This window comes from Nitrospira sp. MA-1 (genome assembly GCA_032139905.1).
Lineage (GTDB): Bacteria > Nitrospirota > Nitrospiria > Nitrospirales > UBA8639 > Nitrospira_E.
In genome coordinates, this window is sequence record JAQJDB010000007.1 from 1176510 (window position 1) to 1202748 (window position 26239).

Here is a 26239-nt window from a genome sequence, read left to right on the forward strand (position 1 = left end):
GGAAGGAATGACTACATTTCCCCATCATCTCCGCCGGTCGTTAGTGGGGATCTATCTGAAAAAGCAAAAGAGTATTACCGATGAAAAATGTCGGGAATGCCAGTGTATGATGGAGGGCGAAGGTGGGAGGGAACAGGACTGCTCCTGACTTTCCCCATTCAATAATAAAAAAAAGACCTTTCTTACGGAGAGCCCTCATCTATGCCGACTCGAAAGCGTCTTGCCTGTTCACAGATATGTGCAGGCATGTATTTGGTTCGAATCCTCGATTCCTGGTGGAAGTCGCCGTTTTTTCGTCATCGCCGACTTCTATCCTCCCACGATGTGAAGCAATTGCGTCAGTCGGGAATTCAAGAAGTCGAAATTGATACTGCCAAGGGTCTCGATGTGTCGCCCGATGCAGAAGCCTTTCCGGTCGAGGACACCCAGGAGTGTCATCCGGAACTAGAAACGTCTTCCAGTCAGGCTGATCCATACAGCCAAGCGCCCAGGTCATACGCTCCAGAAGGAAAGGATGGAAGGGAGGATGAACATCAAGAACGGTTAATCCGGTTGCGCGGAGATACGATTGCAGCCTTGGAAGACATGTTCGAAGGCGTCAAAACCGGCCAGATCATTCCTCATGTCGCTATGCAGGAGGCGGCCAAGGCATTGGTTGAAAAGGCATTAGCTCACCCTACTGTGGTCGCCGAGATCCTCCTGATTGAGCATCTTGAACAGTTCGATCCCACTCTTTACTCGCATGTTGTCGATACCGCCTTGTTGTCGATTCTGGTTGGCCTTCAACTTAGGTGGGAGGTCAATCAGCTTGAACAGGTCGCCGTTGCCGCGCTTTTACATGATGTCGGCTATATGCGGCTTCCGCTCAACGTCGTCCAGGCACGGTGGGGAAGCATTGGAATTGATTATTCGTTGTTGCAACAACATGTCGATATGAGTGTGGCCCTGATTAATAAGAAATCGCAATTTTCTCAGGAAATCGTTCAAATTGTACAGGAGCATCATGCTTATCTAGACGGATCTGGATATTCCACGGATATGGGGGGGAACCCGGTCTCTGATTCTGGGACTTTATTGGGCCTCACTGATTATGTTGATGAGTTGCTTGCTGTCGGGAATTCCTCCGGATCATTTCCTGTGGCTTTAGCAATCCGCCGAGTCTACCAAGAAGCCAAAAGTGGGAAGTTCCCGACACGGTTTGTCGAAGCCATGATTCGGGTGTTGGGGGTCTATCCGGTGGGCACGGTTGTTCAACTTTCCACTGGTGAGGATGCCGTGGTGGTGAAACAGAATCCTGAGATGAGTGTGAGACCGCAGGTTAAAATTATCAAGACTTGCACTGGCGAAATCCTTAAGAAGCCAGAAGTAAGAAATTTAGGGATCCCTTCAGAATTAAAGTATGAAGTGAAGATTACGAAAGTACTTGATTCTGCGGATTCTTCTATAAACCTTCGAGAAATCCTGTCATAACTTATGTGGGCAAATTCTCTTTTGTTTCAGACTCTGTGGGATGGCCTGATGATCGGGGTGTGTCTAGTTGATCGGAATGGTCTATTGACACATATGAATTTGGCCGGCTCACGTCTGTTAGGGTGGGGAGCCGCCTGTCCCACGAATGTTTCGTGTCATGATCTTTTGGAATGTCTGGTCCCCTGTGAGAAAAATCATACAGAAATCTGCCCTCTTTCAGGATTACTACTGGAAAAAACCATGCTATGGGTTCCACGGACTCGTTTGCGAAGTCGGCAGGGGACATGGTGTTGGGTGGAATTGAAAGGGCTTGTGGTAGATGACGTGGAGGCTTCGGGATACCTGTTGATGTTTCGAGATCTCAGTTCAGAAATGAAATTGACCGAAGAGACACGCCGATTAGCGTCCATTCCAAAGGAAAATCCCTTCCCCGTGATTGAAGTCGATGCGGCGGGGCAACTTCTGTATGCCAATCCCGCTATGGTTCGCCTGATGGAAGAAGCCCATATCGGTCAGGACGGTTTTTCCACGGCTTTGCCGGATCGGTTTTTGGATTTGGCTAGACGTTGTTTGTCACAAAAACATCTAGAGATGCATTACGAAGTGAGTGTTGGGGAGAGGCAATATTCCTGGACATTTGCTCCCCATGCGGATTTGGGATTACTTCGCGGATATGGCATGGATATCACCGAGCCAAAGCGAGCCGCAGCAGAAATGTCGGCCTTTGCGGATACCTTGGAAGCAAAAAATCATGAACTGGATCATGCGTTAATTAAGGCTGAATCTGCTACTCGAGCCAAGGCCGCATTCCTGGCTGTGATGAGTCATGAAATTCGCACGCCCTTAAACGGAGTGATTGGTATGGCGGAGGTCTTGCTTGCGTCATCTCTCGATAAAGAGCAACAGGAATGTGTCAACATTATCCGTATGTCTGGTGAGGGGTTGCTTACCATCATTAATGATATTTTAGATTTTTCCAAACTTGAATCCGGTCAATTGGTATTGGAAAGCATTGGATTCGATTTGACGTCTCTATTTGAAGAGGTCGTCGATCTGTTTTCAGAGCGGGCCCATCGAAAGGGTCTGGATTTGGCAGCCTATGTCGATCCGGATGTGCCCTTCGAACTGTTTGGCGATCCTCACCGTTTGCGACAAATTCTATGTAATTATCTTTCAAATGCCCTGAAATTTACGATGGAGGGATCAGTTTTGCTGCGCGGTTCTCTGATTCATCCAGCGAATCCTGCGTGTAATGGTTCCCTGCATGGGCTGAATGATCGTTCCGGTGAGTCAGGCGAAGAGACTCAGTTGTGGGTTCGATTGTCGACCCAAGACACCGGCCTTGGTGTGTCCGAGGAGGTTCAGGAAAAAATTTTTCACGTGTTTACCCAGGCGGATAGCTCCATGAGCCGAAAATTCGGGGGGTCCGGTTTAGGGTTAGCGATTTGCAAACAATTAGCTGAGTTGATGCACGGGACTGTCGGGGTGAGTAGTCAACCCGATCAGGGATCGACATTTTGGTGTGATATTCCCTGTCGGGCATCACGGACTATACATGCGCCACGCCCTGACGTCAGATCCGTTGCTGGCAAAGAGGTCTGGGTGATCGGTCCTCAACAATCGTCTGGGTGGGTGATGGGACAACTTCTTCAGGAAGTGCGTGTCAAGGTTGTGCAGATAGAGAGCCTTCAACAGGCGAACATCCTGTTCGAAAGTGTCCACGAATCAGAACGTCACGTCGCAGGGGTTATTCTCAGTAATCGTCTGGAGAAAGCGGCTGTTCGGGAATGGGTTGGACGAATGCGTTTTTTTTCGCTGTTTCACGATGTCAAAGTTTTGGGTCTTAAGCCGTTTTGGTATGGCAAGGATGATGAAGAAAAAAGCTTGGGGTTTGATGGGATGATCACGCTTCCCTTACACCGGAAGCAATTTTTTCAATGCATATTTGGCGAAATGGACGATCCTGGACCGTCAGATATACCAAGACCCCCTGAGCGGCTTTCCGTTGAGAAAGTGCAGGGGACGCTTGAGGTGTTAGAATCACCACTTTTCCATAAACAGGCAGGACCTTCGGTGTTGGTTGTGGAGGATAATCCCGTCAATCAACGGGTCGCAGCGGGGATGTTAGGGAAACTCGGATGTCAAGTGACGATCGTGGACACGGGGTCCCAAGCTTTGACATTGTTGCAATCCACAGATGTGGATTGCATTCTGATGGACTGGGAACTTCCCGACATGGATGGACTGGCCATCACTCAGCATATTCGGGAATTGGAACATGCTGGAGCATTTCTCCATACATCGGCCTATTGGCATCGCCATTATGGGCCGGCGTTTCCTCCGGTTCACCATATTCCCATTGTCGGGATGACAGCCCATGTGCTTTCTGAGCATGGACAACAATGCCTGGAGAATGGCATGGATGATTGTCTTTTTAAGCCGGTTCATTTACGAGACTTTGAACGAATACTCAGGAAATGGGTAGGGTTTGTTCCTGGAGGTGTCATAGATCCGTCCTCATCGAAGACAGATAACAAGACTGATCGGAAAGGAACTTTTTCGGTTGCCACTAGAGACTTAGATCGGGAACACCATGCAGGAAATCCCTCCGAGTTCCCTGAGGACAGAACGCTCTATGACGTCTCAGCCGCTTTGCACGCCCTGGAGGGAGATGAGGGGTTGCTGTATTCCTTGTTTCACATATTTAAGGTCACAACACCGGATTTGATCAAAGGGTTGCATCAAGCTATTCACATGCAAAATCGCTCAGAGCTTCAAAGACTGGCTCATCAAATGAAAGGGGCGCTGGGTGCGGTACATGCCATGTCAGAATGGAAAGAAGCTGAACAACTTGAATGCAGGGCTGTCTCGGCAACATTTTCGCTTCTTCATTCAGCGGTCATCCAATTAGAGCAGAGGGTTAAACAGCTAATTTGTGTATTTGAACGTTTGATTTTTGTTCAAGGAGAAAAGGAGGGACGGTCTTCCCAAACTATCTCTTTCGCTGAGGGCGGAACACGGAATGACCATGTTTCGTAAGCCGGGATCGGTAGGTGAAGAGAGCACAATTTCCTACTATCTAAGAAGAAGTCTCAAGTTTTCACATGATTAGTCCGATATCACACACATTACTGACCAAACTCTAATGAGGGTGCCACAATGAAAGATTTGCTGACCTTAAGTGAAGTATCGACGTTCTTGAAAGTCCCAAAATCGACAATCTACAAGCTAGCGAGAGAACGTCGACTCCCAGGGCATAAAGTTGGGAAACACTGGCGTTTTGTTCGGGAGGAAATTGAAGCCTGGGTACAAAATGCTGGAGGAGAGTCCGTGATGGTTGGTGCTGGGCCCCAACCGGCGGCTCGGGACAGGTTTAGTTTGAATTAACTTCCGCAGGTGGCCCGTGACTTTCTTCCTGGAGGATAGGCCAGACGCCACATGAATTCCTTGCTCATATTCTGAGGGCAAGATGCCCCGGAATGAGCAAGTGAGTGTATCCCTGATCTTTGAACGTGGTCAGAGGCGTTATCGTTCATGGCTTTTCCGTCGCACGAGATAAAACTTCCTCTTCCCTCCTAACCTTGTCTGTCCAAAGCAATTCAATCCTGAGTTCTCGAATATTGTTTAAGGTCTTAGGTTTTAAGACCAGGGGAAATGGACTTCAATCAAGGTTCCGGTCCCGAAAACTTAAAAATACATTATCGATAGTCTACGACATGGGCAATCTACCAAGATGGTCTGATGAAAGAAGGAAAGCCGAGATGTGAAATTTTATAAGGACGGCTAAAGAAACAAGAGAAGAAAACCGAATTTCGAATAGGCCAGGTTAGTACAGGATAATAAGAATATCAACGAATTCAAGATGATTCTTTAATGGGAATACCCACATTGCCTGGGGTTTTATGGACCAAGGCGTAAGGAGCGCATCATGATTGATACCGGGATGAAAGTGTTGGTGGTGGACGATATGTCTACCATGCGTCGGATTGTCAAAAATGTGTTACGTCAAATCGGCTTTTCGGACATCATGGAAGCCGAAAACGGGCAGGATGCTTTGACGAAATTGAAGGGCGGTGGTTTTGGTTTGGTGGTGTCGGATTGGAATATGCCGGTGATGCAAGGTATTGAGCTTTTGCGGGCGGTTCGAAGCGATGCAGAATTAAAAACGCTCCCGTTTTTAATGGTGACTGCTGAGGCGCAAAAGGAAAATTTAATCGAAGCAGTCCAAGCCGGGGTCAGTAACTACGTCGTTAAGCCATTTACCGCGGAAGTCTTGCAAGGAAAATTAGAAAAAATATTTGCAAATGTTCAGCCGGCCAAAACGTCATAGCGGGGCAGAACATCTTCCGAATATGACGATATAAAGGAGATTCTTATGCTCGTGGATCGGATGATTGAGACCGAGGTGCCAGGCGATGGAGAGATGCCCGAGGAGGTTTTGAATGAAAAACGTTCCATTAATGCAGAAATGGAGGAATTGGCCAAGTACGTGGAAGTAATTACCAAAACCATTCGGGAAATGGAATCTCCTGTGACCTCCACCTCAGATCAACTGCCTCAAGCCACATCACATTTGTATGATCTTGCAAAAATGACGGAGGACGGAACGCATAAGGTTCTCAGCCTAACAGAGGAATTGGAACGGAACCGGGAGGGGATCCAACATCATTTGGAACAATTGCGTGCCAATGTGGCCGGGAGGGCCGTCAAGGATCTTGATGCAATTTTGGTCATGGTGAAGGCTGATGAAGGTAGATTGTTAAATATCCATGTAGCGTTGTCTTTCCAGGATCTCGTAGCCCAACGCGTGGCAAAGCTCGTGGCGATTTTAAATGAAATTCAACATAAATTATTAAAGTTGGTGGTAATTTTTGGAATTCAACAACAAAAAGGTGAGACCGGAGCATCGGGTGAGGGACGGGGGTATGAAATGCTGCGTCAGTTGGAATCCTCAAAAACTACGGCCCTTCAACAAGACCTGGTGGATAACATCATGTCTGAATACGGAATGTCCTAATTCCCTATACACGAACCTTCAAACCCGATGTCTCAGGGTGGGGGATGGGATGGAAGAGAAAAGTCTAGGAGCTGAGAACAGGTGATGGATGAATGACGAAATGAAAGAAATACTCAACGACTTTTTAGCGGAAAGCTCGGAAATGCTGGAAGCCCTTGACCAACATTTCGTAAAACTTGAAACGGAGCCTTCCAACAGCGAACTGCTTAACGAAATTTTCCGGTGTATGCACAGTATGAAAGGATCGGCCGGATTTTTGGGGTTTACCCATTTGGTTGAAGTGGCGCATCAAGCCGAGAGTTTGTTGAACAAACTGAGACAGGGGGAAATGTCGGTTTCTCCGTTCATTATCGACATTATTTTGGAAGCAGTGGATGCGGTGAAAATGCTCCAGTCTGATATTCGGGAGACCGGAGAAGATTCTCATGTCGAGACCTTTGGCATTGTGAATAAATTGGCGTTAACCATGGATAGCGCCGAGGATCTGATGCTGTCCGTCTCACCTCCCCATAAGGCCGAGAAGGACACAGTCACCTCAGCCCCTTCTCCACCTCCGGCAGAAACGATGCTTTCTCCTGTGGTAGTGCCTCCTGAAACCTCTTCCTGGTCTTCTTTGCGTGAAGCCCCGCAGCATGATGTACCCGCCGGGATTGAGGATGTGGCGGAATCAGCAGGAGCTTCTGACTGCCCAGTCGGGTTATCTGATGTATTAAATAAAATGAAAGAAGCCACGACTCGAACCGTTCAAGCCGCGAATGCTCCGGCCGGCAAGGCATCAGGTGGTAGAGAAGAGGACCAGACCGTTCGAGTCGAAACCAAACGCTTGGATCATGTTATGAATCTGGTGGGGGAGCTGGTTTTGAATCGTAATCGTCTTATTAAATTGGGGAATGGGCTGGAGGAGAAAGACGAGACCAGTCCTGCCCTCCGGGAATTAAACGTGACGTTGGCGCAACTGAATCTGGTGACCTCCGATTTGCAATTGGCGGTTATGAAAACACGGATGGTTCCTATTCGCAAGGTGTTTTCCCGATTCCCAAGATTGGTTCGGGATTTGGCCGGTAAGTTAGGTAAGCAAGTGCGTTTGGAATTACTGGGGGAAGATACTGAAGTCGACAAGTCCGTGGCGGACGAATTAAGTGATCCGTTGGTCCATTTGGTGAGGAATTCGATGGATCATGGCTTGGAAACTGCTGCGGACCGTAAGCAACACGGTAAAGGTTCCGAAGGCTATGTGCGACTGTCAGCCCAGCAGGAAGGGAACAGTATTGTTATTCGGGTGGAAGATAATGGTCGGGGGTTACAAGTTGAGAAAATCGCTGAAAAAGCTCTCGAAAAAGGCTTGGTGGCTCAAGCGGAATTGGAAGTCATGAGCCCTCGGGAAATCATGAATCTAATATTTCTTCCAGGGTTTAGTACGGCGGACCAGGTGAGTGATGTGTCCGGTCGTGGGGTGGGTATGGATGTGGTTCGTACCAATATCAGTCGCATGAATGGGAGTTTGGAGTTAGATTCTGATCCCGGTCAGGGGAGTCGCGTGACGATCAAGCTTCCACTGACCGTGGCCATTATTCAAGCACTAATGGTCGAGGTGGAATGTGCCACATTTGCCATCCCGCTGGCTTCCGTAGTTGAGGCCGTCAAAGTCACCAAGGATGAAATTAAAAGTATCAATGGACAGGCGGTATTGAATCTCCGAGAACGCATTCTTCCTCTCCTGGACCTTGGGGAAACCTTTCATATTCCCCGGGACCGGACTGGTGTTGAATGCTATGTCGTAGTTGTGAAGATTGGTGAACAACAGTTTGGAGTTGTGGTGAATCGTTTGCGGGCACAAGAGGAAGTCGTGATTAAGTCTTTGGGGGAATTTTTGGCCAACGTGAAGTGCGTGGCGGGGGCGACCATTACCGGAGATGGCAAAGTGGTCCTGATTTTGGATATGGCCGATTTAGTACGGGAAGTGCAGACTTCAACGTATACGGGTATGCGCTAATGTTTAAAACAGTGAAGCGTGAGGCCTAGGGTAAGTGAGTAGGGCTGACTAGACTGCCTGGGTCTTTATCCCGACAGGCATGAGAACAGCGGTGGAACTATAGAGAAGGCTGATCTGTGCTCCGTTTGGTAAGTGGAAGGATGAGGAAAGCGTAATGGCAAAATGGATGGCAGAAATTGATCAACGGACCGGGTTGGCCGGGGCCAATAAGATGGAACTTTTAATGTTCCATTTTGGGACTAATGAGACTTACGGGATTAATGTTTTTAAGATTCGCGAAGTCATGAAGCTCCCACCCGTGGTGAAAATTCCGGACTCCGATCCCCGAATCCTGGGTTTAGTGAATCTCCGTGGAGAAAATATCGCATTAGTGGATTTAAAACAGGCGATTGGACTCGGGCCCTTGGACCCGGTTGGCGCGAAGTTGATCATTGCGGAATATAACGATAACAAACAGGGATTTTTGGTAGGCGGCGTTGATCGGATCATTCGTATGTCGTGGGAACGGATTCAAATTCCCCCCCCGATGGTCCAGTCCAGCCGGCAAGGGGCGGTCACGGCTATTACGAAATTAGAGGATGGCCGAATGGTGTTAATTCTAGATGTGGAAAAGGTGTTGTCCGAATTGCACCCCAGAAGTGAAGAGGAAGTCCTCGTTGGGATTGAACTGAACGATGAATTAGCCGGAAAACGTGTGTTGGTTGCCGACGATTCGCTTGTGGCCAGAAAACAAATTACCAAAACGCTGGAACGGTTGGGCATGAAATACGAAGAAACACAGACGGGAAAAGAGGCGCTCACCCGGTTACGACAGTATGCGGAGTTGGGTGACAAAACGGATCGAACCATTTTCGACTTTGTCGTTGGGGTTATTACCGACATTGAAATGCCAGAAATGGACGGATTTTCCCTGACAAAGGCTATCCGTGAAGATTCCCGATTGCAGGGCCTTCCGATCTTGATGCATTCCTCCTTGTCCGGACAGTGTAATGTGGATAAAGGAAAGGCTTTGGGTGTGACAGATTATGTGACCAAATTTCATCCAACCGACCTTCGTGACAAATTAGTTCAACATCTCGGAAATTCTTCTGGAGTCGTGGTGTCCTCGTAAAGGAAAGAATAATTATTGTAATTGTTGAGAAGAATGTACTACCCCATCTCGAGATCCATGAAAAGATTAACAAGAGGATACCAATGAGGAAGCCCACGTGGAATGTAGGCATTACGACAAAATTAGTTTGGATTCTTGTGTTTTTTTCGCTGATTCCTTTGAGTGTTCAAGTGTATTCGTTGTTCCAAACTGGAGAGGTCTTGAAAAAAGAGGTTGGGGTTCAATACGAAGACGTGGCAAAAGTGATTGTTGAAAAAATTTCCCTCTATCTCGCTGAGCGTTCTGCGGATGCCCAGATCTTAAGTCGGAGTCCAATTCTGGGTGGTGCAGCATTATGGGAACAGGCTGTCCGTCCCTCACAGGAATTCGTCCAGGTATTGAATGCGTATGTTCAGGCAACCGGCATGTATTCTTTGGTTCAAGTGGTGGATTTGGATGGCAATCTGATCGCCGTAAATGATCAAGATGCAGAAGGCCTGCCTCTTCGGACGGAAAAGTTGTACGGAAAAAGTTATAGATTGACTCCGTGGTTTCGAGCCCTCCAACAGGGGGAAGAAAGTATACGCTTAACAGAGTCTTCTTTGACAAGAAATGTGCCCCAAGAGGTCTTTGTGGAAAACGTCATGGTCGATCAGGATGTGCAGGCACTCTTCCCCCAAGAGAGCAGTTTGACAATCGGGCTCTCGGTTCCTCTCTATGCTAAGGGGCGAGTGGTTGGGTATGGGAGCCATCGCATGAAGTTTTCAAAAATTGAAGCTTTTTTCCAAGAGGCATACCTGGATTTAAAAAAGGCCGGGTTTCCCCATGCGGAACTAACCCTACAGGATGGCAAAGGTATGACGCTGATGGAATATGCTCCGGCTGTCCATGGAACAGAGGAAATGATTCACGATTTAGAAAATGTGGTGTTTAAGGAAAACCTGCCTCAGTTGGGCCTTGAGGCCGCACAATTGGCGATTCAGGGCCAGTCCGGAAACGCCAGAAATTTTCATCCCGGGAAAAACGCGAATCAAGTCATCGGATATAGCCCGATGTCAGGGGCGGGGGGATCGTTGGGGATGCACTGGTCCGTGTTAGTGCAAGTTCCGGAGAATGAAGCATTCAGTCATGTCAGGAGCCTGACCAATAAAACCTTGTTGGAGATGCTGTTGGGGCTTCTCGTGGTGGTCCCCATTGGAATCTTTATGGGAAGAAAAGTCGTGAGCCGACTGAAACCCGTGTGGGAAGTGGCGGCGAAAGCCTCGAAGGGGGATTTCACTCACCGGGTTCCCGTGAAGACTCAAGACGAACTCGGGCAAATGGGTTTAGCCTTGAATAACCTGTTGGATGAATTAAACCGGATGCTTTTGCAAACACGGAACGTCGCTCACTCCCTGTCTCAAGCGTCGGTCCAATTGTCCTCGGTAGGCCATCAGGTCGTTCGCGCCAGCCAATCACAAGTTCACCAAGCCACTCAGGTTGCTGAAGCGGTTGAGGAAATGTCTGCTACCGCGGATGATATGGCTCGACACACGCAGGCCTTGGCCTCGACGGCCTCAGGGGTCAATGATTCGGCCGTCCGGGGTGGGGATATTGTGGTCTCTTCTATTCATGGGATGGAATCGGTATCCAACCGGATTCAGGAATCCGCCAGCCGTATTCAGAATTTAGGACAACGTTCCAAGGATATTGGGGACATTATTGGAGTAATCCAGGATATTGCGGAACAGACCAATCTTTTGGCGCTCAATGCAGCCATTGAAGCTGCAAGGGCAGGGGAGCAGGGTCGAGGGTTTGCTGTGGTTGCCGATGAGGTGCGAAAACTGGCTGAGCGAACGGGGAAAGCGACAAAAGAAATTGCGACGGTTATCGAATCTGTACAGGCTGGCACTCACGAAGCGGTTCTTTCGATGGAGGCGGGAACTGAAGAGGCGCATTCCGGCATGGTGCTGGCCAGGGAAGCGGGGAGTCGATTAACGGAGATCGTCCAGGGGGTTCAACGGGTGGTGGATATGATTCAACATTTTGCCGAATCCACGAAACAACAGTCTGCGGTCTCCGGAAAAATCTCTTCGAGTATTCAACAGGTCGCGCAACTCAGTCAGGATAATGAAAGCCACATTCAGGGGGTGGCGACGGCAACGAAGCAATTTGCGGCATTGGCAGAGGATCTCCAAACATCGCTTAGTCGGTTTACGCTAAAAAGATAATACCATCCTTTGTTCAATGTGTCCCTGGTGATGGACGTGTATGCAGTGCTTAAGAATCGGTCATAAACTCGTATTAATTCTGGGAACCCTAGCCGTTGGAATGATTGTCTGCGGCCTAACCGTGATTTACCAGCAAGAGCTTGGCAGGTTGCAGGTGAATTTGGAGGAAGAAGGAAGGATTATTCAAGCGCAACTTGAAGTCACGAGAGCCTATATTGCCAAAAATTATGTGGGGAAAATAAAACAATCGTCCATGGGGCCTCATCTGCATGTGTCTCGTGATCATGAGCAAGATCCCGATGCCGTTCCTTTTCCCGCCACTGCCATACAGGAAATCGGCAAGGAGTTGAGATTGGCGGGAGGGTATCAGGCCCGGTATGTGAGTGATCAGCCGATGAATCCCGCCAATGCGCCGAAAGATACGTTCGAGCAGAAGGCTCTTGATCTACTGAAAAATGGGGCAAAGGGTCTCAGCGAAATTGAGACGATCAACGGGGTTCCCACCTTTCGACGGGTGAGTGCCGATGTGGCTACCGTGGAGGCCTGCGTAAATTGTCATGGCGGGAAAAAATTGGGAGATGTGCTTGGAATGTTGTCTCTTTCAATTCCGATAACGCAGGCGAAAGAGGCGATGGTCAGTTCGGTGCTCCATTCAGGAATGTGGTTGATCGGAATCGTCGGCATTTTCGTGAGTGCGGTGCATTGGTTGGTTTATCGACTTGTGTTGAAACCTCTATATGCCTTAATGGGTATCTGTCGTGATATTGCACAGGGCGAAGGCGATCTGACGAAACGAGTGCCGGTTGGAAATGGCTCTGATGAAATCGTGGAACTCAGTCACGACCTCAATTCATTTATTGAAAAGATGCAGTTGGCGTTGTCGTTGGTCAGTCAAGCAACAAACCGTCTTGTAACGTCCACCGTTCGGCTTTCTGCGACCGTGGATGGGGTAGTTTCAACCGCTGAAGGGCAGGATGGCCGTTTTTTGCAGGCAGCTTCCGTTGTGGAGGAAATGACCAGGACGGCGGGGGAAGTGGCGCGACATTCTACCGAAGCTGCACGGATTGCTCAGGAAACGGCCCAAACAGCCCGTGGCGGGCAGAATGAGATGAAGCAATCCGTGATGGACATGCAGCAGGTTTCTCATGCAGTGGTCCATGCCGCAAACATTATTACCGCACTCGGGCGGTCTTCGGATCAAATTGGTGAAATCGTTCGCGTGATTGAGGATATTGCGGATCAGACAAATCTTTTGGCACTCAATGCGGCGATTGAGGCTGCTCGGGCGGGTGAACAAGGACGAGGGTTCGCTGTGGTTGCCGATGAAGTGCGGAAGTTAGCAGAACGGACGACCAGGGCAACAAAAGAAATTGGGGATATGATCCGAGAAATTCAGAAGGATACACGAAGTGCTGTTTCGTCGATGGAGCAAGGGACAAATCAGGTCGGACAGGGGGTGGCGTTAGCCAAGAAAACCGGAGAGGCTTTGGCAAACATTCATTCTATGATCAATGCTACGGCGGGGATGATTCAACAAATTGCCAATGCTACGGAAGTGCAATCCACGGCCACGCGACAAATTGCCAGCGATTTAGAATCCATGACCCAGGCAACACGTCAGGCAAACAGAGGAGTCTTTCAATCGGCCCAAGCCTGTCATGATTTACGGGTGGTGGCCGTGGATCTTCAGAAGTTGGCCGGATCATTTAAGGTGTAACTCAAAGATTCCCCTGTTCAGTGGGTTGTCAAACATCCTTATGGGGCGGATGGGGGGTTCTGGTTGATGGAACCGTTGAGTCCTGTTGATTGGTCGGTCGAGTGAGGAAGCTTTTTCTTGGCGACAACCTGTTCCAGCATGGTGACAGAGTCCTTGAGTAGGTCCGCTGCGCAGGCCAAGGTGACATGCAATTGTTTCCAAGCATCATCCCAGCGGCCCTCAAGTTGTAGGTCCTGAAAACGTCGATGTTGTTCTTGCAGAATGGCTTTTTTTGCATCAAGGAGTAATCGGTCGGCTTGTGAACTGGCTAGTCTGTCCATGGAATGAATCCTTTATTTCGCTGCATGATAATGAAGTAATAATGGTGTTCACCCTATCAGAGCCCTTGTTGAAGCCTCAAGGTACTGATGATTGACGTTGGTGGGGAATGTGGAGGTTTCGGTGAGATTGTTTCAAATTGTCACATACCTCCAAGGGAGCCTAATGCCTGTTGCTGGGGATCAATGAGAAGCAATGACTTTCACATTGCAAAATCGATGGTGGATGGTTGGAAATTGCTGACGAATCGAGTTTTGCATTTAACAAAAATGAACTGCCCGTATTGAGGAAAATGATGCCACGGGCGATGGGGTTCCATGCTGCAGGTTCAGTGAATGAGCTATGTCATTGAGGTGATTGGAGAAAAAAGCTTGGTGATGGTTCTTACCCAACGATTCTCACAAGGTCGGAACGGGACAGGAGAAAGACTTTTGACGCGTCTGGAGGGACACAAGTCATGCAGAATACATTGACGAAGGTCTTACCTCATGATGATTTTGGGGAGGACTGTGGAGTTGTTCTCCAAATGGTGAGTTTTCAGTTGGGGGACGAAATCTTTGCCATTGATATTTTAGGGGTTCAAGAAATTATTCGTATGCTGGACATCACTCAGGTTCCGAATGCGCCTCATTATGTGGACGGGGTGGTGAATCTGCGTGGAAAAGTGATCCCCATTATTAACCTTCGGGCCCGCTTTGGTCTGTCTGGGACGGAACCAACCAAGGATACTCGAATTGTGGTTGTAGAAGTCGCTCATATGATTTTAGGATTTGTCGTCGATTCTGTTGAAGAAGTCTTACGCCTGTCGGAAGAATGTATTGAAATACCCCCCCCTACTGGTCGAGGAGGAGCCGAAGAATGTCATAAGGGGGTCGGACTGGTGAATGGGTCTTTGGTGCTACTGCTGGACCTTGAACGCTTGTTTAATAATCAGACTTTTTAATAAGAAAGAGTCGTCCATTATGGATATTTTATCGGTATTGGGCATCATAGTTTCCCTTGGCGCCATTGTGGGGGGGCAACATCTGGAGGGCGGGCATTTAAGTTCCATTCTCCAAGGGACGGCATTTTTGATTGTGATGGGAGGCACCTTAGGTGCGGTGATGCTGCAATTCCCTCTTCCAATTTTCCTGAAAGCTCTTTCCAGTGCGAGCATGGTATTTGGAAATGTGAAGGTTGATATGAAGGGCATTATTGCCAAGATCGTGGAGTTATCAAATATCTCCCGGAAACAGGGTCTTTTGGCCCTGGAAGGGCAAATAAAGTCCTTGGCCGATCCATTAATGGCCAAAGGGGTGCAATTGGTGGTCGATGGGACAGAACCTCACAAAATAAAAGAAATTCTGGAAGTAGAAGTCGAAATGTTTGAAGAAGAATTTGGCACGACAAGCAAGGTGTATGAAGCATTTGGAGGATATGCGCCGTGTGTGGGTATTATTGGTGCCGTATTAGGGTTGATTCATGTGATGGAAAATCTGGCCGACCCTTCGGCATTGGGTGGTGGGATCGCGGTAGCATTTGTGGCCACGGTCTATGGGGTGGGAGCGGCCAACCTCTTGTTTCTCCCCATGGGCAGTAAAATCAAATTGAAAGCGAAGACCTTGATCATCGGAAAAATTATGGTGATAGAAGGCCTTGTGGCGGTGGCTCAAGGTGAGAATCCCAGAATGATTGAGGAGAAGTTGAGTGGATTTCTACCCTCGTCGGAGAAAAAGAAATAGAAAATTGAGGACCATTGGATTGTTGGTGAGAGGGAGCGTGTGAAAAAGAAACATGAGGAACATGAGAATCACGAACGATGGCTGGTCTCGTATGCGGATTTCATTACCTTGCTGTTTGCCTTTTTTGTAGTGATGTACTCAGTCTCCTCCGTTAATGAAGGGAAATTCAAGGTCCTCAGTGAATCCCTGGTGAGTTCTTTTAACAACAAGAAGACCGTGGGAGAACTTTCAATCGTGAGTCTTCCCATAAACAGAAATACTCCTATTCAGGTGAAAGTCAAACCTTCTTCAGGGGACAATGCTCGGGCCTTCTTAAGCGTGGCCAATGCAATTACTGCAGCGAATATTCCTCAAGGGGTGCAGATCACCACGACGGAACGTGGTTTAAATATTAGGATCAAAGACGATGCGTTGTTTCAAAGTGGTAGTGCCAGGCTGAATCCCCAGATTAAAGAATTTATTGATCTCATTGCCGGCCTCGTCAAGGAGTTACCCAATTCTATTGCCGTTGAAGGGCATACGGACAATCAACCCATTCGATCCTCTCTCTACCCCTCCAATTGGGATCTTTCGACCGCCAGGGCCAATACCTTGGTCCGATATTTGATCGACCAGCATCATCTCGCGGATTATCGACTGTCCTCAACAGGCTATGCGGGGACTCGTCCTGTCGAGTTAAATGATACACCTCAGGGACAAGCCTCTAACCGTCGAGTAGAACTCATTGTGCTGAAGAATACTCCTTCCGACACAGATTCCTCCCACCCCTACCTTCCCTAGAGTCTATTTCACGATCTGTCAACAATTCAGAAGTATTGTCTGACCCGGTTCCTCCCTTTCGCTAGGCAGGATCAGGCCAATGGGGAAAGTAATGCCGGTATGGGCCATTGCGCTTCCCGTGGTTACAACGGCTCTCGGTTTTAGACAAGAACGGATCATCAGGCAGCCATAGCCAATTTGGCTGCACTGGTGCCAGGTTTGTGGAGTGAAAGGTTCTCTTCCCTGGAAAATTCTATCTTCCGACCCTCTTCATGGTTCAAAACATCTGTCCTTTCCTTATTGGCACATGCGTTGCAGAATTCTTCAGGTATTCACCTCAAGGAGGAAGCAATGAACCGAGGTATCTATCCCCCCTTAGCCGGGGCGATTACACTTGAACACCGCCTGGAAGTTCTCTCTCATAATATTGGGAATGTGCATACCACCGGGTTTAAAAAGGATAAGCCGGTTTTCGCCACCATCCTGGGGCAGACCTCAGGACCGTCAGTGGCGGGAATAGATTTATTTCCCACAATGGACGGGCTTCCGCCAGATCGTTCCCAAGGCGCGTTGTTTCAGACGGGAGAACCGTTAGATGTAGGGTTGGAGGGCAATGGGTTTTTGGTTGCTCAAACGCCGGATGGATTGCGCTATTACCGTGGTGGGAAATTATATCGAAATGCGAACGGTAACTTGGTGGCGCATACCGGTGACCCCCTCCTAGGAAAGAAAGGGGCTATTACTCTTCCGCCTGGGGATGTTGTGATCGGGGCCGATGGGACTCTTAGGGTCAACAATCAGGTTGTGGACAAGTTGCGGGTGGATACAATTGCGGATGGACAAGAAACGGTCAAGGTGGGCAATTTATTCTGGACCGTGCCAGATCAGGTTGTCGCCGATAAGCAGACCACGGTGCACCAAGGCATGTTGGAACAATCCAACGTGAATCCGGCTTTGGATATGGTTGAGTTGATTAAAGTGACTAGAGAATATGAACAAATGCAGAAGGCGATTAAAGCGATGGACGAACTGGCGGCTCAAGCTATTCAAGCAGGTCGGGTTCAAGGATGATGATTCACATGCATCCTGAAAGCCATCTGACGGTATTGCTGTCAGACCATGTCCCGGCGATTAAGGCACAGTACAAAAAGGGAGACCATCCAGAATGATTCGAGCGATGCATACTGCTTCAACGGGCATGTCTGCCCAACAACTCAATATTGACACGATCGCCAATAATCTCGCCAACGTGAATACGACCGGATTCAAACGAAGTCGAGCTGAATTCGCGGATCTTTTGTCTCAGATTGCTCGGCTCCCTGGCGCCAGCGCTTCGAATGTTGGGGTGTTTCCGGTTGGCATTCAGGTCGGGCTAGGCGTGAGACCCGTCAGTGTGTCCAAGGAATATGTTCAAGGAAGCCTCAAGCAAACGACCAATCCGTTGGATCTGGCAATCGAAGGGGTTGGGTTTTTCCAAGTTACACGTCCGGATGGGACTACGATGTATACGCGGGCGGGATCCTTCAAACAAGATAATACGGGCAACGTGGTATCGGGAGATGGCGATCAGCTGATTCCGAGCATTACTATTCCGTCCGGAGCACTCCAAGTCGATATTGGGCAGGATGGAACTGTATCCGCGTTATTACCAGGAGTATCCCAAGCCACGCAGGTCGGGCAAATTCAATTGGTACGATTTGATAATCCGTCAGGATTGATTGCCCAAGGCAATAATTTATTTTCAGAAAGTTCGTCTTCAGGTCCTGCTCAGCAGGGGACACCGGGATTTTCCACAGGATTTGGAAATATCCAGCAAGGATTTCTTGAAATATCCAATGTGAATATTGCGGATGAAATGGTCAATATGATCATTGCTCAACGTGCCTATGAACTGAATGCGAAAGCCATTCAGGCATCGGACGAAATGATGCAAGTTGTGAATGGACTCAGGCGTTAGAGGATAAGAATTTGATGCCAAGCATTTTATTATTGGGATTGCTTCTGTGCGGGCATGGGTGGTGGACAGCCGAAGGAATGGCTTGGGCGGAAGAGCTGGTCTCACCGACCCCAGTCCGTCTGAATACGCAAACGGTAGGTGTCAAAGATTTCGAGCGGGTAATCGTGTCTGAACTGACACGTCGATATGGACGTCCGCATCATCAGGTGTCGTTTCGGGTATTGTTCCCCAAACAATTGATGGAGGTACCCAAAGGAAAACTCCATCTTGAAATCGGAGCATGGTCAGGAGGCGGAAGGACTGGGCGACGTGCCTTTCGAGTAGGGATCTTTGTCAATCAGCAGTTTCTCCAAACCGTGAATGTTGTGGGTGAGGTGAAGGCCCAAGTCGAAGTGGCGACTCCAATTCGCTGGTTGAAACCGACAGAGGTCGTGACGGTCGAGGACCTGTCATCAATGATGGTCGATGCACCTTCACTGACGCATGATTTTATTCTTGATCTTGACGAAGTCGTAGGGAAACAGGTTCTACGTCCATTGCCTCCAAGCCAACCGATTCGGAAAACAATGTTGGACGACCCACCAATGATTCATAAGGGTGATCGAGTGATGATTGAGGTCAGGGGCGAAGGCCTGCTGGTTCAGACCGTTGGAGTAGCCAAATCGGCTGGGAAAAGGGGGGAAACCATTCCCGTAAAAAACCAGACGTCGGGTCGGGAGGTGTTAGGTACGGTTATGGCATCGGGGCTAGTGGAGGTGGGATTTTGAGTGTTACACGGTTAATAACCAGATTCGGAGCTGGAGGATTCGCTCTACTGATAATTGTGAGTGGTTGGACGGGCTGTGCCAAAGAAAAAACAATAACACAAATCGAAGCCGAGCCGAACATCCATAAAAAGGATACACCATCCTCCCTGGGTTCCTTGTGGGATCCCGAAAACGGGCGGGCCTTCATGTTTGAGGATCGACGAGCCGGTCGCATCGGGGACATCGTTGTTGTGCAAATTGTGGAACAACACCGAGGTTCCAAAAAAGCCAACACGAAAGCAGACCGGGATTCCAGCCTATCAGCTGGCGTAAGTGGGGGACTCTTCGGGATTAACACCCTCACCCAGAAGTTTGCGGAATATTTCAATATTGATGCTGGGACCTCCCATGAATTTGAGGGCGACGGGTCGACCAGCCGGGAAGATACTCTGACGGGCACCATTGCCGCCAATGTGATTGAAGTCTTTCCCAACGGGGATCTACGAATTCGTGGAAAACGGGAGGTAACGGTTAATAGTGAAACGCAAACAATGACCATAAAAGGCATTGTCCGCCGGATCGATCTGGATACCGAGAACATGGTCTTGTCATCCAAGGTCGCTGATGCAGAAATTTCCTATACCGGACTAGGGGTGGTGGACGATGTTCAGAGACCGGGATGGGCCACCAGAATTTTTGACTGGATTACGCCGTTTTAGGGTTTTGAGCTGAATTAATTTTTCTTACTTTGACCCAACGGGAGAGTTTTGTGATTCATCCATCGTCCTTTATGAAAAGCCACGAAAAATTACAACAATTCACGCGAACATGGTTTTCCCGATGGGGTTTGGTCTTGGTTTGCTGTAGTGGATGGCTCATAGCTGGTACTGGGTCTTTGACCGAACCGGCGGAAACTCAGGCTGCCCGGATTAAAGATATTGCCTCTATCGAAGGCGTGCGGGAAAACCAGTTGGTTGGGTACGGCTTAATTGTTGGTTTGGACCGGACCGGTGATTCCGTCGTCGGTGGTCAGTTTACCGCGCAAGCCATTATTTCCATGTTGAATACCATGGGACTTAAACTCAATATCGATCCCATTCAATTGCTAACTAAAAATACCGCGTCGGTGATGGTGACTGCCAAATTACCGCCCTTCGCAAGACCGGGCATGAAATTGGATGTCCAGGTCTCTTCGATGGCCAATGCCAAAAGCTTGCGAGGAGGCACCTTGTTGCTGACCCCACTCAAAGCGGCCAATCAACAGGTGTACGCCGTTGCACAAGGGCCCCTCTCCACTTCGGGGTTTGAAGCCGGGGCTGGGGGAACCACAGTGAAGAAGAATCAACAATCCGGTGGAATTATTCCCGGTGGAGCGATTGTTGAACGATCGGTAGATTTGGATATGCAGGCGTGGGAGAAATTTTCATTGACTATGCACCAGGCCGATTTCGTGACGGCATTGCGAGTGTCTGAGGCCATCAATGCGCATCTTGGCGATGGTGTCGCCTCGGCGCTCAATTCCGGACAGATTCAAGTGGGGGTTCCCGAACGGTTTCAGGGTAAGATTGTTCAAATGATTGCTGCGGTTGAAGGGTTAGATGTGCATGTAGATGTCCTGGCTAAGGTGGTGGTGAATGAAAGAACGGGAACGATTGTCATGGGGGAACATGTCCGATTGGCGAGTATGGCCATCTCTCATGGCGATCTGACCATCAAGGTTGGAACGCAGTTTAATGTCTCTCAGCCTGAGACTGCCTTCATTGGTCGGGGAGCGCAGGGTGCCGGGAGGACCGTGGTGACCCCTGATGTACAAACCGATGTTCAAGAAGAGGAGGGTCGGGTGATTCAAGTCGATAGTTCTGTGACGCTTGGAGATTTAGTGAAGGCATTGAATTCATTGGGTGTGACTCCTCTGGATTTGGTTGCTGTGCTAACGGCGGCCAAGGCGGCAGGAGCGCTCCAAGCAGACTTGGAATTGATCTAATTTCGGAACAGAAGGCAGCGGGGTGTTCATGACGGTCTGTTGGAAAGGATAAAGTCCATGATTCCTGACATGTTTCCTTTGGATATGACGGGTCTCTCCCATTCTGTATCTAGCGGCAAAATAGATCGCGTGGCAGAATCGGCTCGTCGAGGGGAATTATTGCGCGCCAGCCAGGAGTTCGAATCCTATTTCCTGTCCTATTTGATGAAGGTGATGCGAGAGACGGTCCCCAAAGGCGAATTAACGTCCAACCCCATGGGGGAGATGTATTATTCATTTTATGACGAAGAAATTGGCAAGCGTGCCGCTCAATCGGGTGGGATTGGTCTTTCGGCCTATGTCTTGGACACGGTGGCCAGGAATGAAGATCTCAAGCGTTCTCCCTCATCAGGTCCCCCTTTTTTGAAATCATAAGAGGTTCTGTAAAGTTTAATGGTGTTGCTTCCGATACATATAGAGAAGGAGGCAAGATGCCATGACCATACGGGGCCTTGATCCCAGTGGAGAGCTGGGGAAACTATTTTTTCACGTTCAAGCTAAAAATCTTCAGACCCAGGAGGCTGGCCCGTCGCGGGCCTCCCAGCACCCTTCGTCTGCTGACCCTGTCGATCTTTCCGTCCTGGCACAGGAAATTCGTGACTATTCGATTCGAGTGGCGCAGTTTCCTGAGGTGAGAGAAGACAAAATCAACCGCATTCAGCAGGCCTTGGAAACGGGGACCCAATTAGCGACCTCCAATCAGGTCGCTGATGCCTTGACCCGGGAGACGATACTGAACGAATTGGGAACAAAATAATTATCGGAAGTTCATGAGGGGAAAGGCAATCCGATGAATCACCCTCAATCGGCGAAGTGGGAGCGACTACTGAAGGCATTAGCCGAGGCTCAGGCGGCTTTTCAGCAGTATGGTGTACTGCTTTTTCAAGAAGCCCATAGCCTACGCATCATGGATCAGCCCAAGTTGGTCGAAGTGAACAGCCAAAAAGAACAAGTTTTGAATTCGATGCGCCGATTAGAAAAGCAGGTGGAGGGTGCCTTGCATCAGTTGGTTGGGGACGTCGCCCAAGAAACCATTTGGACCTGGTTGAAGGCAAATCCGGATCCACAGGCACAGACGGTGCAAAGCATGTTGATTGACCTTCGCCGTTTGGCACGGCTTATTCAGGAGCAAGGCAAAAAAAATGAATCTGCAATTCGGCCGATCTATCACAGAGTCTGTGAGGCGATTCAAGTGATGTATACAGGGTTGGGTACAGGTCCGGTGTATCAGGGATCTGGAACATTATATTTTCCATCGGTTCCTAGCTCGGTCTATCTTCAGGGATAGGACTCTTATGGCGGGGATTAGTGATATCTTTAATATCGCGCGTTCGGGAATTCGTGCCAACCAACAGGGGCTCGCGACCACATCCCATAACATCGCCAATATCAATACCAAAGGCTATTCCAGACAGGAAGTTGTCCTCGAGTCAGCGCGGCCCGCTGAAGGGAAAATTGGGAGCGGAGTCCGAGTTGCTGCTATTCGTCAGACCGTCGATACCTTCCTGGAAAACCAATTGACCGCCCTCCATGAGGATCTGGGATCTATTTCCGCCAGGAACAATTACCTGGTTCAGGCCGATGGGATTTTCACCGAAACGGATAATTCCGGACTATCGTTGAGTCTGACGGAATTTTTCAATGCGGTTCGGGATGTTGCCACGAATCCAGAGAGTACCATTCAGCGGACGGTTCTGTTGGCCAAGGGGCAATCCCTTACGGACCAGTTTAGGACGGTGGCTAAAGGGTTAAATCAAATCCGCCTGGATGCCAATGGGGAAATTTCCAGGCATGTCAACACTATTAATGGGTTGGCAACCAAAATCGCCTCGCTGAATGATGTTATTTTTAAAGTAGAATCCAGTGGACCTGAAGCCCTTGATTTACGGGATCAACGACGGGTCCTCATTAATGATTTGGCGGGGCTAGTGGATATTGAGCAAGTAACCATGAAAGATGGTATCGGAATTCATGTAGGTGGACAATTGTTGGTAGGAGGAAATCATGCCAATAAGCTGTCGACTAAATCCGACCCCGACAACCCCCCGCTCCATGATGTGACGTTCGTGCGCAGTGACGGGAGTGAGTATTCAATTTCCGATAAGATTTATGGAGGACAAATCGGCGGATTACTCGCTCTGCGTGATGGGGATATTGTGTCGTTTCAGGACCAAGTCGATCGATTGGCGGCCGTTTTAACTACCGAATTTAATCAACAGCATCAGGTTGGGTATGGGTTGGACGCCACCACGAATAATAATTTCTTTTCCACGTTAACTCCCCCAGCCCCTTTGGCCAATGAGCGGAATACGGGAGGCGCCACCGGCAGTTCGGTAATGATTGCAGATTCTACTCTTGCAACGTTTCAGGGATATGAGGTGCAGTTTTCCGGAGCCACTTCCTATTCGGTGGTCAATACGGCAACCGGAGCGAGCGTGACCTCCGGTTCCTATACCTCCGGAGCTCCATTGAGTTTTGATGGATTAGATGTCGTGATTAACGGCACACCGGCTGCGGGCGATGTATTTTATGTGAATGCTCAAAAAGGCGCCGCACTGCAATTTGGTGTGGCCCTGTCGGATACGGACAAGATTGCGGCTTCTTCTACGGCCGCAGGAGTACCGGGGAACAACACCAATGCATTGGATATGGTGGCTGTTCATACGAACCGGCAACTGGATCTGGGTAATGTGACACTCAATGATTATCACACCATTACTATTGGAGATGTCGGGAGTGCCACGCAGAAATCGACACAGGCGTTACATAGTAAACAGCTCGAAGTCGATCAAGTGACGGCCTTGCGAGAAAGTGTATCTGGTGTTTCATTGGATGAGGAACTGACTAATCTACTCAGTTTCCAGCGTTCATTCGAAGCCTCGGCCCGGATGATTACGGTGGCGGATGAATTGATGCAAACCATGCTGTCCATGGGTCGCTAACCTTCTTGGTGAGGCAACTGGCTGGGATAGGACTCATCGATGACAAATCGATGTCAATCGGAAAAGGACGAACAATCGAATGCGGGTGACTGATCGTCAACAGGTTGATGCTCTGCTAAGGGCGATTCAACGTATTCAGGGAAATATCGGGGATCGCAATGAGCAGGTTTCTTCAGGGAAGCGAGTCAATCGCCCCTCGGATAATCCTGCGGCATCGGAAAGGATCAATCAGTTTCGAAATGTCCTACGGACCACTGAACAACGTTTGACCACAGTGAATGAAGGAGTGGGAAGGCTCAATTTATCCGATAGCGTTCTGGGGACGGCTGGAAGTACGGTGCAGCGGGCAATAGAACTAGCATTGAATATGGCGAGCGATACCAATACGCCGGTGGAGCGACGGAATGCAGCTCTGGAAGTTCAACAAATCATCCTAGGGTTGGCCGGTATTGCCAACACTCAACTCAACGGAAGATTTGTGTTTGCGGGAAGTCAAACCCAATCCGAACCATTTGTGCCGAGATCAGCAACGGGATCAGCTAGCATCAACAATGGAGGAAGCGCAAATATTGCTGTTTCTGTCGTCACGGCGTCGGCCTTACAACCGGATGCGTATCAAATCCAATTTACTTCCTCAACGCAGTTTGATGTCCTGAATCTGACCACGAATCAAACCGTCTCATCAGGTAATACCTATTCATCCGGCGCGGTCTTCTCGTTTGATGGATTGGATGCCACCATTACTGACGGAGGCGGGCCGCCTGCCGCTGGCGATCAATTTTTTGTAAGAGTTGGCTATACCTATCAAGGAGATGGAGCGGGGATCGAGGTAGAAATTGGTGATGGCCGGACCGTGGAAACCAATGTTCCGGGAAACCAAATTTTTTCCGGGCCCACGGTGGATCTATTTCAGGATCTTCAGGACTTTCATCAGGCCCTGGTGACGAACGATGGCAAGGGTATTCAAGCCGCCATCGGACAATTGAATCAGTCCCACTCCCAAGTCACCGACGCCCGGGCTACGATCGGGGCCAGAGTCAATCGTTTGGATACGGTGAAGGATGGATTGGAACTGTTGAGCGTGAATACGCAAACGCTCCGGTCCAATTTTGAGGATGCCGATATCGCTCAAGTGGCCTCTGATTTGGCTACATTGCAAAACACCCTTGAAGCTTCGATGAGCACCCTCGCGCGTCAATTTCAGACGAGCTTGTTGAACTTCATAAAATAGGGCATGAACTCGGCCTTTTTCCATTGAACTAAATACGTTATCCGTTTTAATAAAATAGGCACGACATCTCTATGCGAATTCTTGTTGTTGATGATGATCCACTCACACTCCATATGGTTGTCTATCGATTGCGTCAATGGGGGCATGATGTCATATCCTGTACTGATGGGGATTCCGCGTGGAAGGTGTTGGAACGAGGAAGCGTGCCCAATGTGGCTATTGTGGACTGGATCATGCCCGGGCTCAACGGTCCTGAACTGTGTCAAAAAATCCGGGGGAGAACTGATTGCCCTTATGTATATATTGTTATGTTAACAGGGCGGAAAAACCTTGAGGATCTCATTGCCGGGTTGGATGCTGGAGCTGATGATTACCTGACCAAGCCATTCCTCTTAGAAGAATTGGATGCTCGATTACGAGCAGGGAAGCGAATTGTGGATTTGCAAAATGAATTAATTTCGGCTCGAGAAACACTTCGGATTCAGGCGATGCAAGATCCCTTGACGCAAATTCTGAATCACGGCGCCATCGTGGATACCTTACTCCGGGAAATTGACCGGGCTCATCGGGAAGAGCAACCCCTGAGTCTCATTCTGGCTGATTTGGATGGGTTTAAGAATGTGAATGATTCCTATGGGCATGTTGCGGGTGATCACGTGCTGGTCGAGGTCTCTAGGCGGATGCGGTTTTGCTTGCGTTCATATGATGCCATTGGCCGGTATGGCGGGGAGGAATTTCTCATGGTATTGCCCAATAGTGATGCGGCCCAGGCCGTGCGGCTCGCTGAACGCATTCGAGTGGCGGTTTCCCAGAAACCCTTTCGGATTCACAATGTTGATTTAACGGTGACGGTCAGTCAGGGGGTCACGACCTGGACCGATCCCTGTCCAATTCCCATTGAGCAATTGATACAATCTGCAGACGGTGTTCTCTACTTAGTCAAAAATAGCGGTCGAAATGGGGTGGAATTTGCGCAATTTCATAGGCATGCGGACGATACCTTTTCCCGGCTCACGATTTCGCCGAGTTCATTGAAACAATAAAT

The 26239-nt window shown here is 49.1% G+C and carries 23 protein-coding genes and 1 pseudogene; 23 read left to right on the forward strand and 1 reads right to left on the reverse strand.

Going from position 1 to position 26239, the window contains the following annotated elements; all coding sequences use genetic code 11:
- Positions 1 to 201 precede the first annotated feature (201 nt).
- The 9 genes and pseudogenes from PJI16_18140 (at position 202) to PJI16_18180 (ending at position 13497) form a co-directional block, all read left to right on the forward strand.
- On the forward strand, positions 202 to 1470 hold the full coding sequence (locus PJI16_18140; protein ID MDT3779488.1) for a DUF3391 domain-containing protein: 1269 nt from the start codon (positions 202 to 204) through the stop codon (positions 1468 to 1470).
- 48 nt (positions 1471 to 1518) lie between these two features.
- A complete protein-coding gene (locus tag PJI16_18145; protein ID MDT3779489.1) occupies positions 1519 to 4509 on the forward strand; it encodes an ATP-binding protein in 2991 nt (996 codons plus the stop codon).
- A 120-nt stretch (positions 4510 to 4629) separates the two neighbouring features.
- Positions 4630 to 4788, forward strand: a pseudogene (locus tag PJI16_18150) (helix-turn-helix domain-containing protein).
- Positions 4789 to 5398: 610 nt separating this feature from the next.
- Positions 5399 to 5800, forward strand: a complete 402-nt coding sequence (locus PJI16_18155) for a chemotaxis response regulator CheY (GenBank protein ID MDT3779490.1) — start codon at positions 5399 to 5401, stop codon at positions 5798 to 5800.
- Between the two features lie 45 nt (positions 5801 to 5845).
- A complete protein-coding gene (locus PJI16_18160; protein MDT3779491.1) occupies positions 5846 to 6487 on the forward strand; it encodes a protein phosphatase CheZ in 642 nt (213 codons plus the stop codon).
- An 88-nt stretch (positions 6488 to 6575) separates the two neighbouring features.
- Entirely contained in the window at positions 6576 to 8480 is a 1905-nt protein-coding gene (locus tag PJI16_18165) for a chemotaxis protein CheA (protein MDT3779492.1), read from the forward strand.
- A gap of 154 nt (positions 8481 to 8634) precedes the next feature.
- Entirely contained in the window at positions 8635 to 9591 is a 957-nt protein-coding gene (locus PJI16_18170; GenBank protein ID MDT3779493.1) for a chemotaxis protein, read from the forward strand.
- Positions 9592 to 9674: 83 nt separating this feature from the next.
- Positions 9675 to 11780, forward strand: a complete 2106-nt coding sequence (locus PJI16_18175) for a methyl-accepting chemotaxis protein (protein MDT3779494.1) — start codon at positions 9675 to 9677, stop codon at positions 11778 to 11780.
- 40 nt (positions 11781 to 11820) lie between these two features.
- A complete protein-coding gene (locus PJI16_18180) occupies positions 11821 to 13497 on the forward strand; it encodes a methyl-accepting chemotaxis protein (protein ID MDT3779495.1) in 1677 nt (558 codons plus the stop codon).
- A 38-nt stretch (positions 13498 to 13535) separates the two neighbouring features.
- Here PJI16_18180 and PJI16_18185 read toward each other — a convergent pair whose 3' ends face one another.
- Positions 13536 to 13817 (reverse strand): hypothetical protein, encoded by a 282-nt coding sequence (locus PJI16_18185; GenBank protein ID MDT3779496.1) that lies wholly within the window; start codon positions 13815 to 13817, stop codon positions 13536 to 13538.
- A 455-nt stretch (positions 13818 to 14272) separates the two neighbouring features.
- On the opposite strand from PJI16_18185, the gene PJI16_18190 reads away from it, so the two are divergent.
- The 14 genes from PJI16_18190 to PJI16_18255 all read left to right on the forward strand — a co-directional run bounded on the left by PJI16_18190 (position 14273) and on the right by PJI16_18255 (position 26237).
- Positions 14273 to 14758 carry a chemotaxis protein CheW gene (locus PJI16_18190; GenBank protein MDT3779497.1) on the forward strand — a complete coding sequence of 162 codons (486 nt, stop codon included), beginning with the start codon at positions 14273 to 14275 and terminating at the stop codon, positions 14756 to 14758.
- A gap of 19 nt (positions 14759 to 14777) precedes the next feature.
- Positions 14778 to 15536 (forward strand): flagellar motor protein, encoded by a 759-nt coding sequence (locus PJI16_18195; protein MDT3779498.1) that lies wholly within the window; start codon positions 14778 to 14780, stop codon positions 15534 to 15536.
- A 39-nt stretch (positions 15537 to 15575) separates the two neighbouring features.
- Entirely contained in the window at positions 15576 to 16316 is a 741-nt protein-coding gene (locus PJI16_18200) for a flagellar motor protein MotB (GenBank protein MDT3779499.1), read from the forward strand.
- 330 nt (positions 16317 to 16646) lie between these two features.
- The gene (locus PJI16_18205; protein MDT3779500.1) at positions 16647 to 17366 is read left to right on the forward strand and encodes a flagellar hook-basal body complex protein; all 720 of its coding nucleotides are present in this window, start codon (positions 16647 to 16649) and stop codon (positions 17364 to 17366) included.
- Positions 17367 to 17460: 94 nt separating this feature from the next.
- A complete protein-coding gene (gene flgG / locus PJI16_18210) occupies positions 17461 to 18252 on the forward strand; it encodes a flagellar basal-body rod protein FlgG (protein ID MDT3779501.1) in 792 nt (263 codons plus the stop codon).
- 14 nt (positions 18253 to 18266) lie between these two features.
- A complete protein-coding gene (flgA, locus tag PJI16_18215; protein ID MDT3779502.1) occupies positions 18267 to 19019 on the forward strand; it encodes a flagellar basal body P-ring formation chaperone FlgA in 753 nt (250 codons plus the stop codon).
- Positions 19016 to 19717, forward strand: a complete 702-nt coding sequence (locus tag PJI16_18220) for a flagellar basal body L-ring protein FlgH (GenBank protein MDT3779503.1) — start codon at positions 19016 to 19018, stop codon at positions 19715 to 19717. The genes flgA and PJI16_18220 overlap by 4 nt, the downstream gene beginning before the upstream one ends.
- 50 nt (positions 19718 to 19767) lie before the next feature.
- Positions 19768 to 20982: a flagellar basal body P-ring protein FlgI gene (locus PJI16_18225; protein ID MDT3779504.1), complete on the forward strand. Its 1215-nt coding sequence runs from the start codon at positions 19768 to 19770 to the stop codon at positions 20980 to 20982.
- Positions 20983 to 21039: 57 nt separating this feature from the next.
- Positions 21040 to 21396, forward strand: coding sequence for a rod-binding protein (locus PJI16_18230; GenBank protein ID MDT3779505.1), 357 nt, complete (start codon positions 21040 to 21042; stop codon positions 21394 to 21396).
- A 61-nt stretch (positions 21397 to 21457) separates the two neighbouring features.
- Positions 21458 to 21778: a flagellar biosynthesis anti-sigma factor FlgM gene (locus PJI16_18235; GenBank protein MDT3779506.1), complete on the forward strand. Its 321-nt coding sequence runs from the start codon at positions 21458 to 21460 to the stop codon at positions 21776 to 21778.
- Positions 21779 to 21811: 33 nt separating this feature from the next.
- Positions 21812 to 22309 (forward strand): flagellar export chaperone FlgN, encoded by a 498-nt coding sequence (gene flgN, locus PJI16_18240; protein MDT3779507.1) that lies wholly within the window; start codon positions 21812 to 21814, stop codon positions 22307 to 22309.
- Between the two features lie 7 nt (positions 22310 to 22316).
- Positions 22317 to 23963 carry a flagellar hook-associated protein FlgK gene (gene flgK, locus PJI16_18245; protein ID MDT3779508.1) on the forward strand — a complete coding sequence of 549 codons (1647 nt, stop codon included), beginning with the start codon at positions 22317 to 22319 and terminating at the stop codon, positions 23961 to 23963.
- Between the two features lie 79 nt (positions 23964 to 24042).
- Positions 24043 to 25194: a flagellin gene (locus tag PJI16_18250; GenBank protein ID MDT3779509.1), complete on the forward strand. Its 1152-nt coding sequence runs from the start codon at positions 24043 to 24045 to the stop codon at positions 25192 to 25194.
- A 71-nt stretch (positions 25195 to 25265) separates the two neighbouring features.
- The gene (locus PJI16_18255; protein ID MDT3779510.1) at positions 25266 to 26237 is read left to right on the forward strand and encodes a diguanylate cyclase; all 972 of its coding nucleotides are present in this window, start codon (positions 25266 to 25268) and stop codon (positions 26235 to 26237) included.
- Positions 26238 to 26239: the final 2 nt, after the last annotated feature.

Excerpts from the sequence above, each read along its gene's own strand:
- PJI16_18155 (MDT3779490.1), top strand. The coding sequence starts at position 5,399 with ATGATTGATACCGGGATGAAAGTGTTGGTGGTGGACGATATGTCTACC.
- flgN (MDT3779507.1), top strand. The coding sequence starts at position 21,812 with ATGAATCACCCTCAATCGGCGAAGTGGGAGCGACTACTGAAGGCATTA.
- PJI16_18165 (MDT3779492.1), top strand. The coding sequence starts at position 6,576 with ATGAATGACGAAATGAAAGAAATACTCAACGACTTTTTAGCGGAAAGC.
- flgK (MDT3779508.1), top strand. The coding sequence starts at position 22,317 with ATGGCGGGGATTAGTGATATCTTTAATATCGCGCGTTCGGGAATTCGT.
- PJI16_18185 (MDT3779496.1), bottom strand. The coding sequence starts at position 13,817 with ATGGACAGACTAGCCAGTTCACAAGCCGACCGATTACTCCTTGATGCA.
- PJI16_18250 (MDT3779509.1), top strand. The coding sequence starts at position 24,043 with ATGCGGGTGACTGATCGTCAACAGGTTGATGCTCTGCTAAGGGCGATT.
- PJI16_18195 (MDT3779498.1), top strand. The coding sequence starts at position 14,778 with ATGGATATTTTATCGGTATTGGGCATCATAGTTTCCCTTGGCGCCATT.
- PJI16_18175 (MDT3779494.1), top strand. The coding sequence starts at position 9,675 with ATGAGGAAGCCCACGTGGAATGTAGGCATTACGACAAAATTAGTTTGG.
- PJI16_18235 (MDT3779506.1), top strand. The coding sequence starts at position 21,458 with ATGACCATACGGGGCCTTGATCCCAGTGGAGAGCTGGGGAAACTATTT.
- PJI16_18180 (MDT3779495.1), top strand. The coding sequence starts at position 11,821 with ATGCAGTGCTTAAGAATCGGTCATAAACTCGTATTAATTCTGGGAACC.
- flgG (MDT3779501.1), top strand. The coding sequence starts at position 17,461 with ATGATTCGAGCGATGCATACTGCTTCAACGGGCATGTCTGCCCAACAA.
- flgA (MDT3779502.1), top strand. The coding sequence starts at position 18,267 with ATGCCAAGCATTTTATTATTGGGATTGCTTCTGTGCGGGCATGGGTGG.
- PJI16_18230 (MDT3779505.1), top strand. The coding sequence starts at position 21,040 with ATGATTCCTGACATGTTTCCTTTGGATATGACGGGTCTCTCCCATTCT.
- PJI16_18205 (MDT3779500.1), top strand. The coding sequence starts at position 16,647 with ATGAACCGAGGTATCTATCCCCCCTTAGCCGGGGCGATTACACTTGAA.
- PJI16_18190 (MDT3779497.1), top strand. The coding sequence starts at position 14,273 with ATGCAGAATACATTGACGAAGGTCTTACCTCATGATGATTTTGGGGAG.
- PJI16_18255 (MDT3779510.1), top strand. The coding sequence starts at position 25,266 with ATGCGAATTCTTGTTGTTGATGATGATCCACTCACACTCCATATGGTT.
- PJI16_18145 (MDT3779489.1), top strand. The coding sequence starts at position 1,519 with ATGATCGGGGTGTGTCTAGTTGATCGGAATGGTCTATTGACACATATG.
- PJI16_18160 (MDT3779491.1), top strand. The coding sequence starts at position 5,846 with ATGCTCGTGGATCGGATGATTGAGACCGAGGTGCCAGGCGATGGAGAG.
- PJI16_18140 (MDT3779488.1), top strand. The coding sequence starts at position 202 with ATGCCGACTCGAAAGCGTCTTGCCTGTTCACAGATATGTGCAGGCATG.
- PJI16_18170 (MDT3779493.1), top strand. The coding sequence starts at position 8,635 with ATGGCAAAATGGATGGCAGAAATTGATCAACGGACCGGGTTGGCCGGG.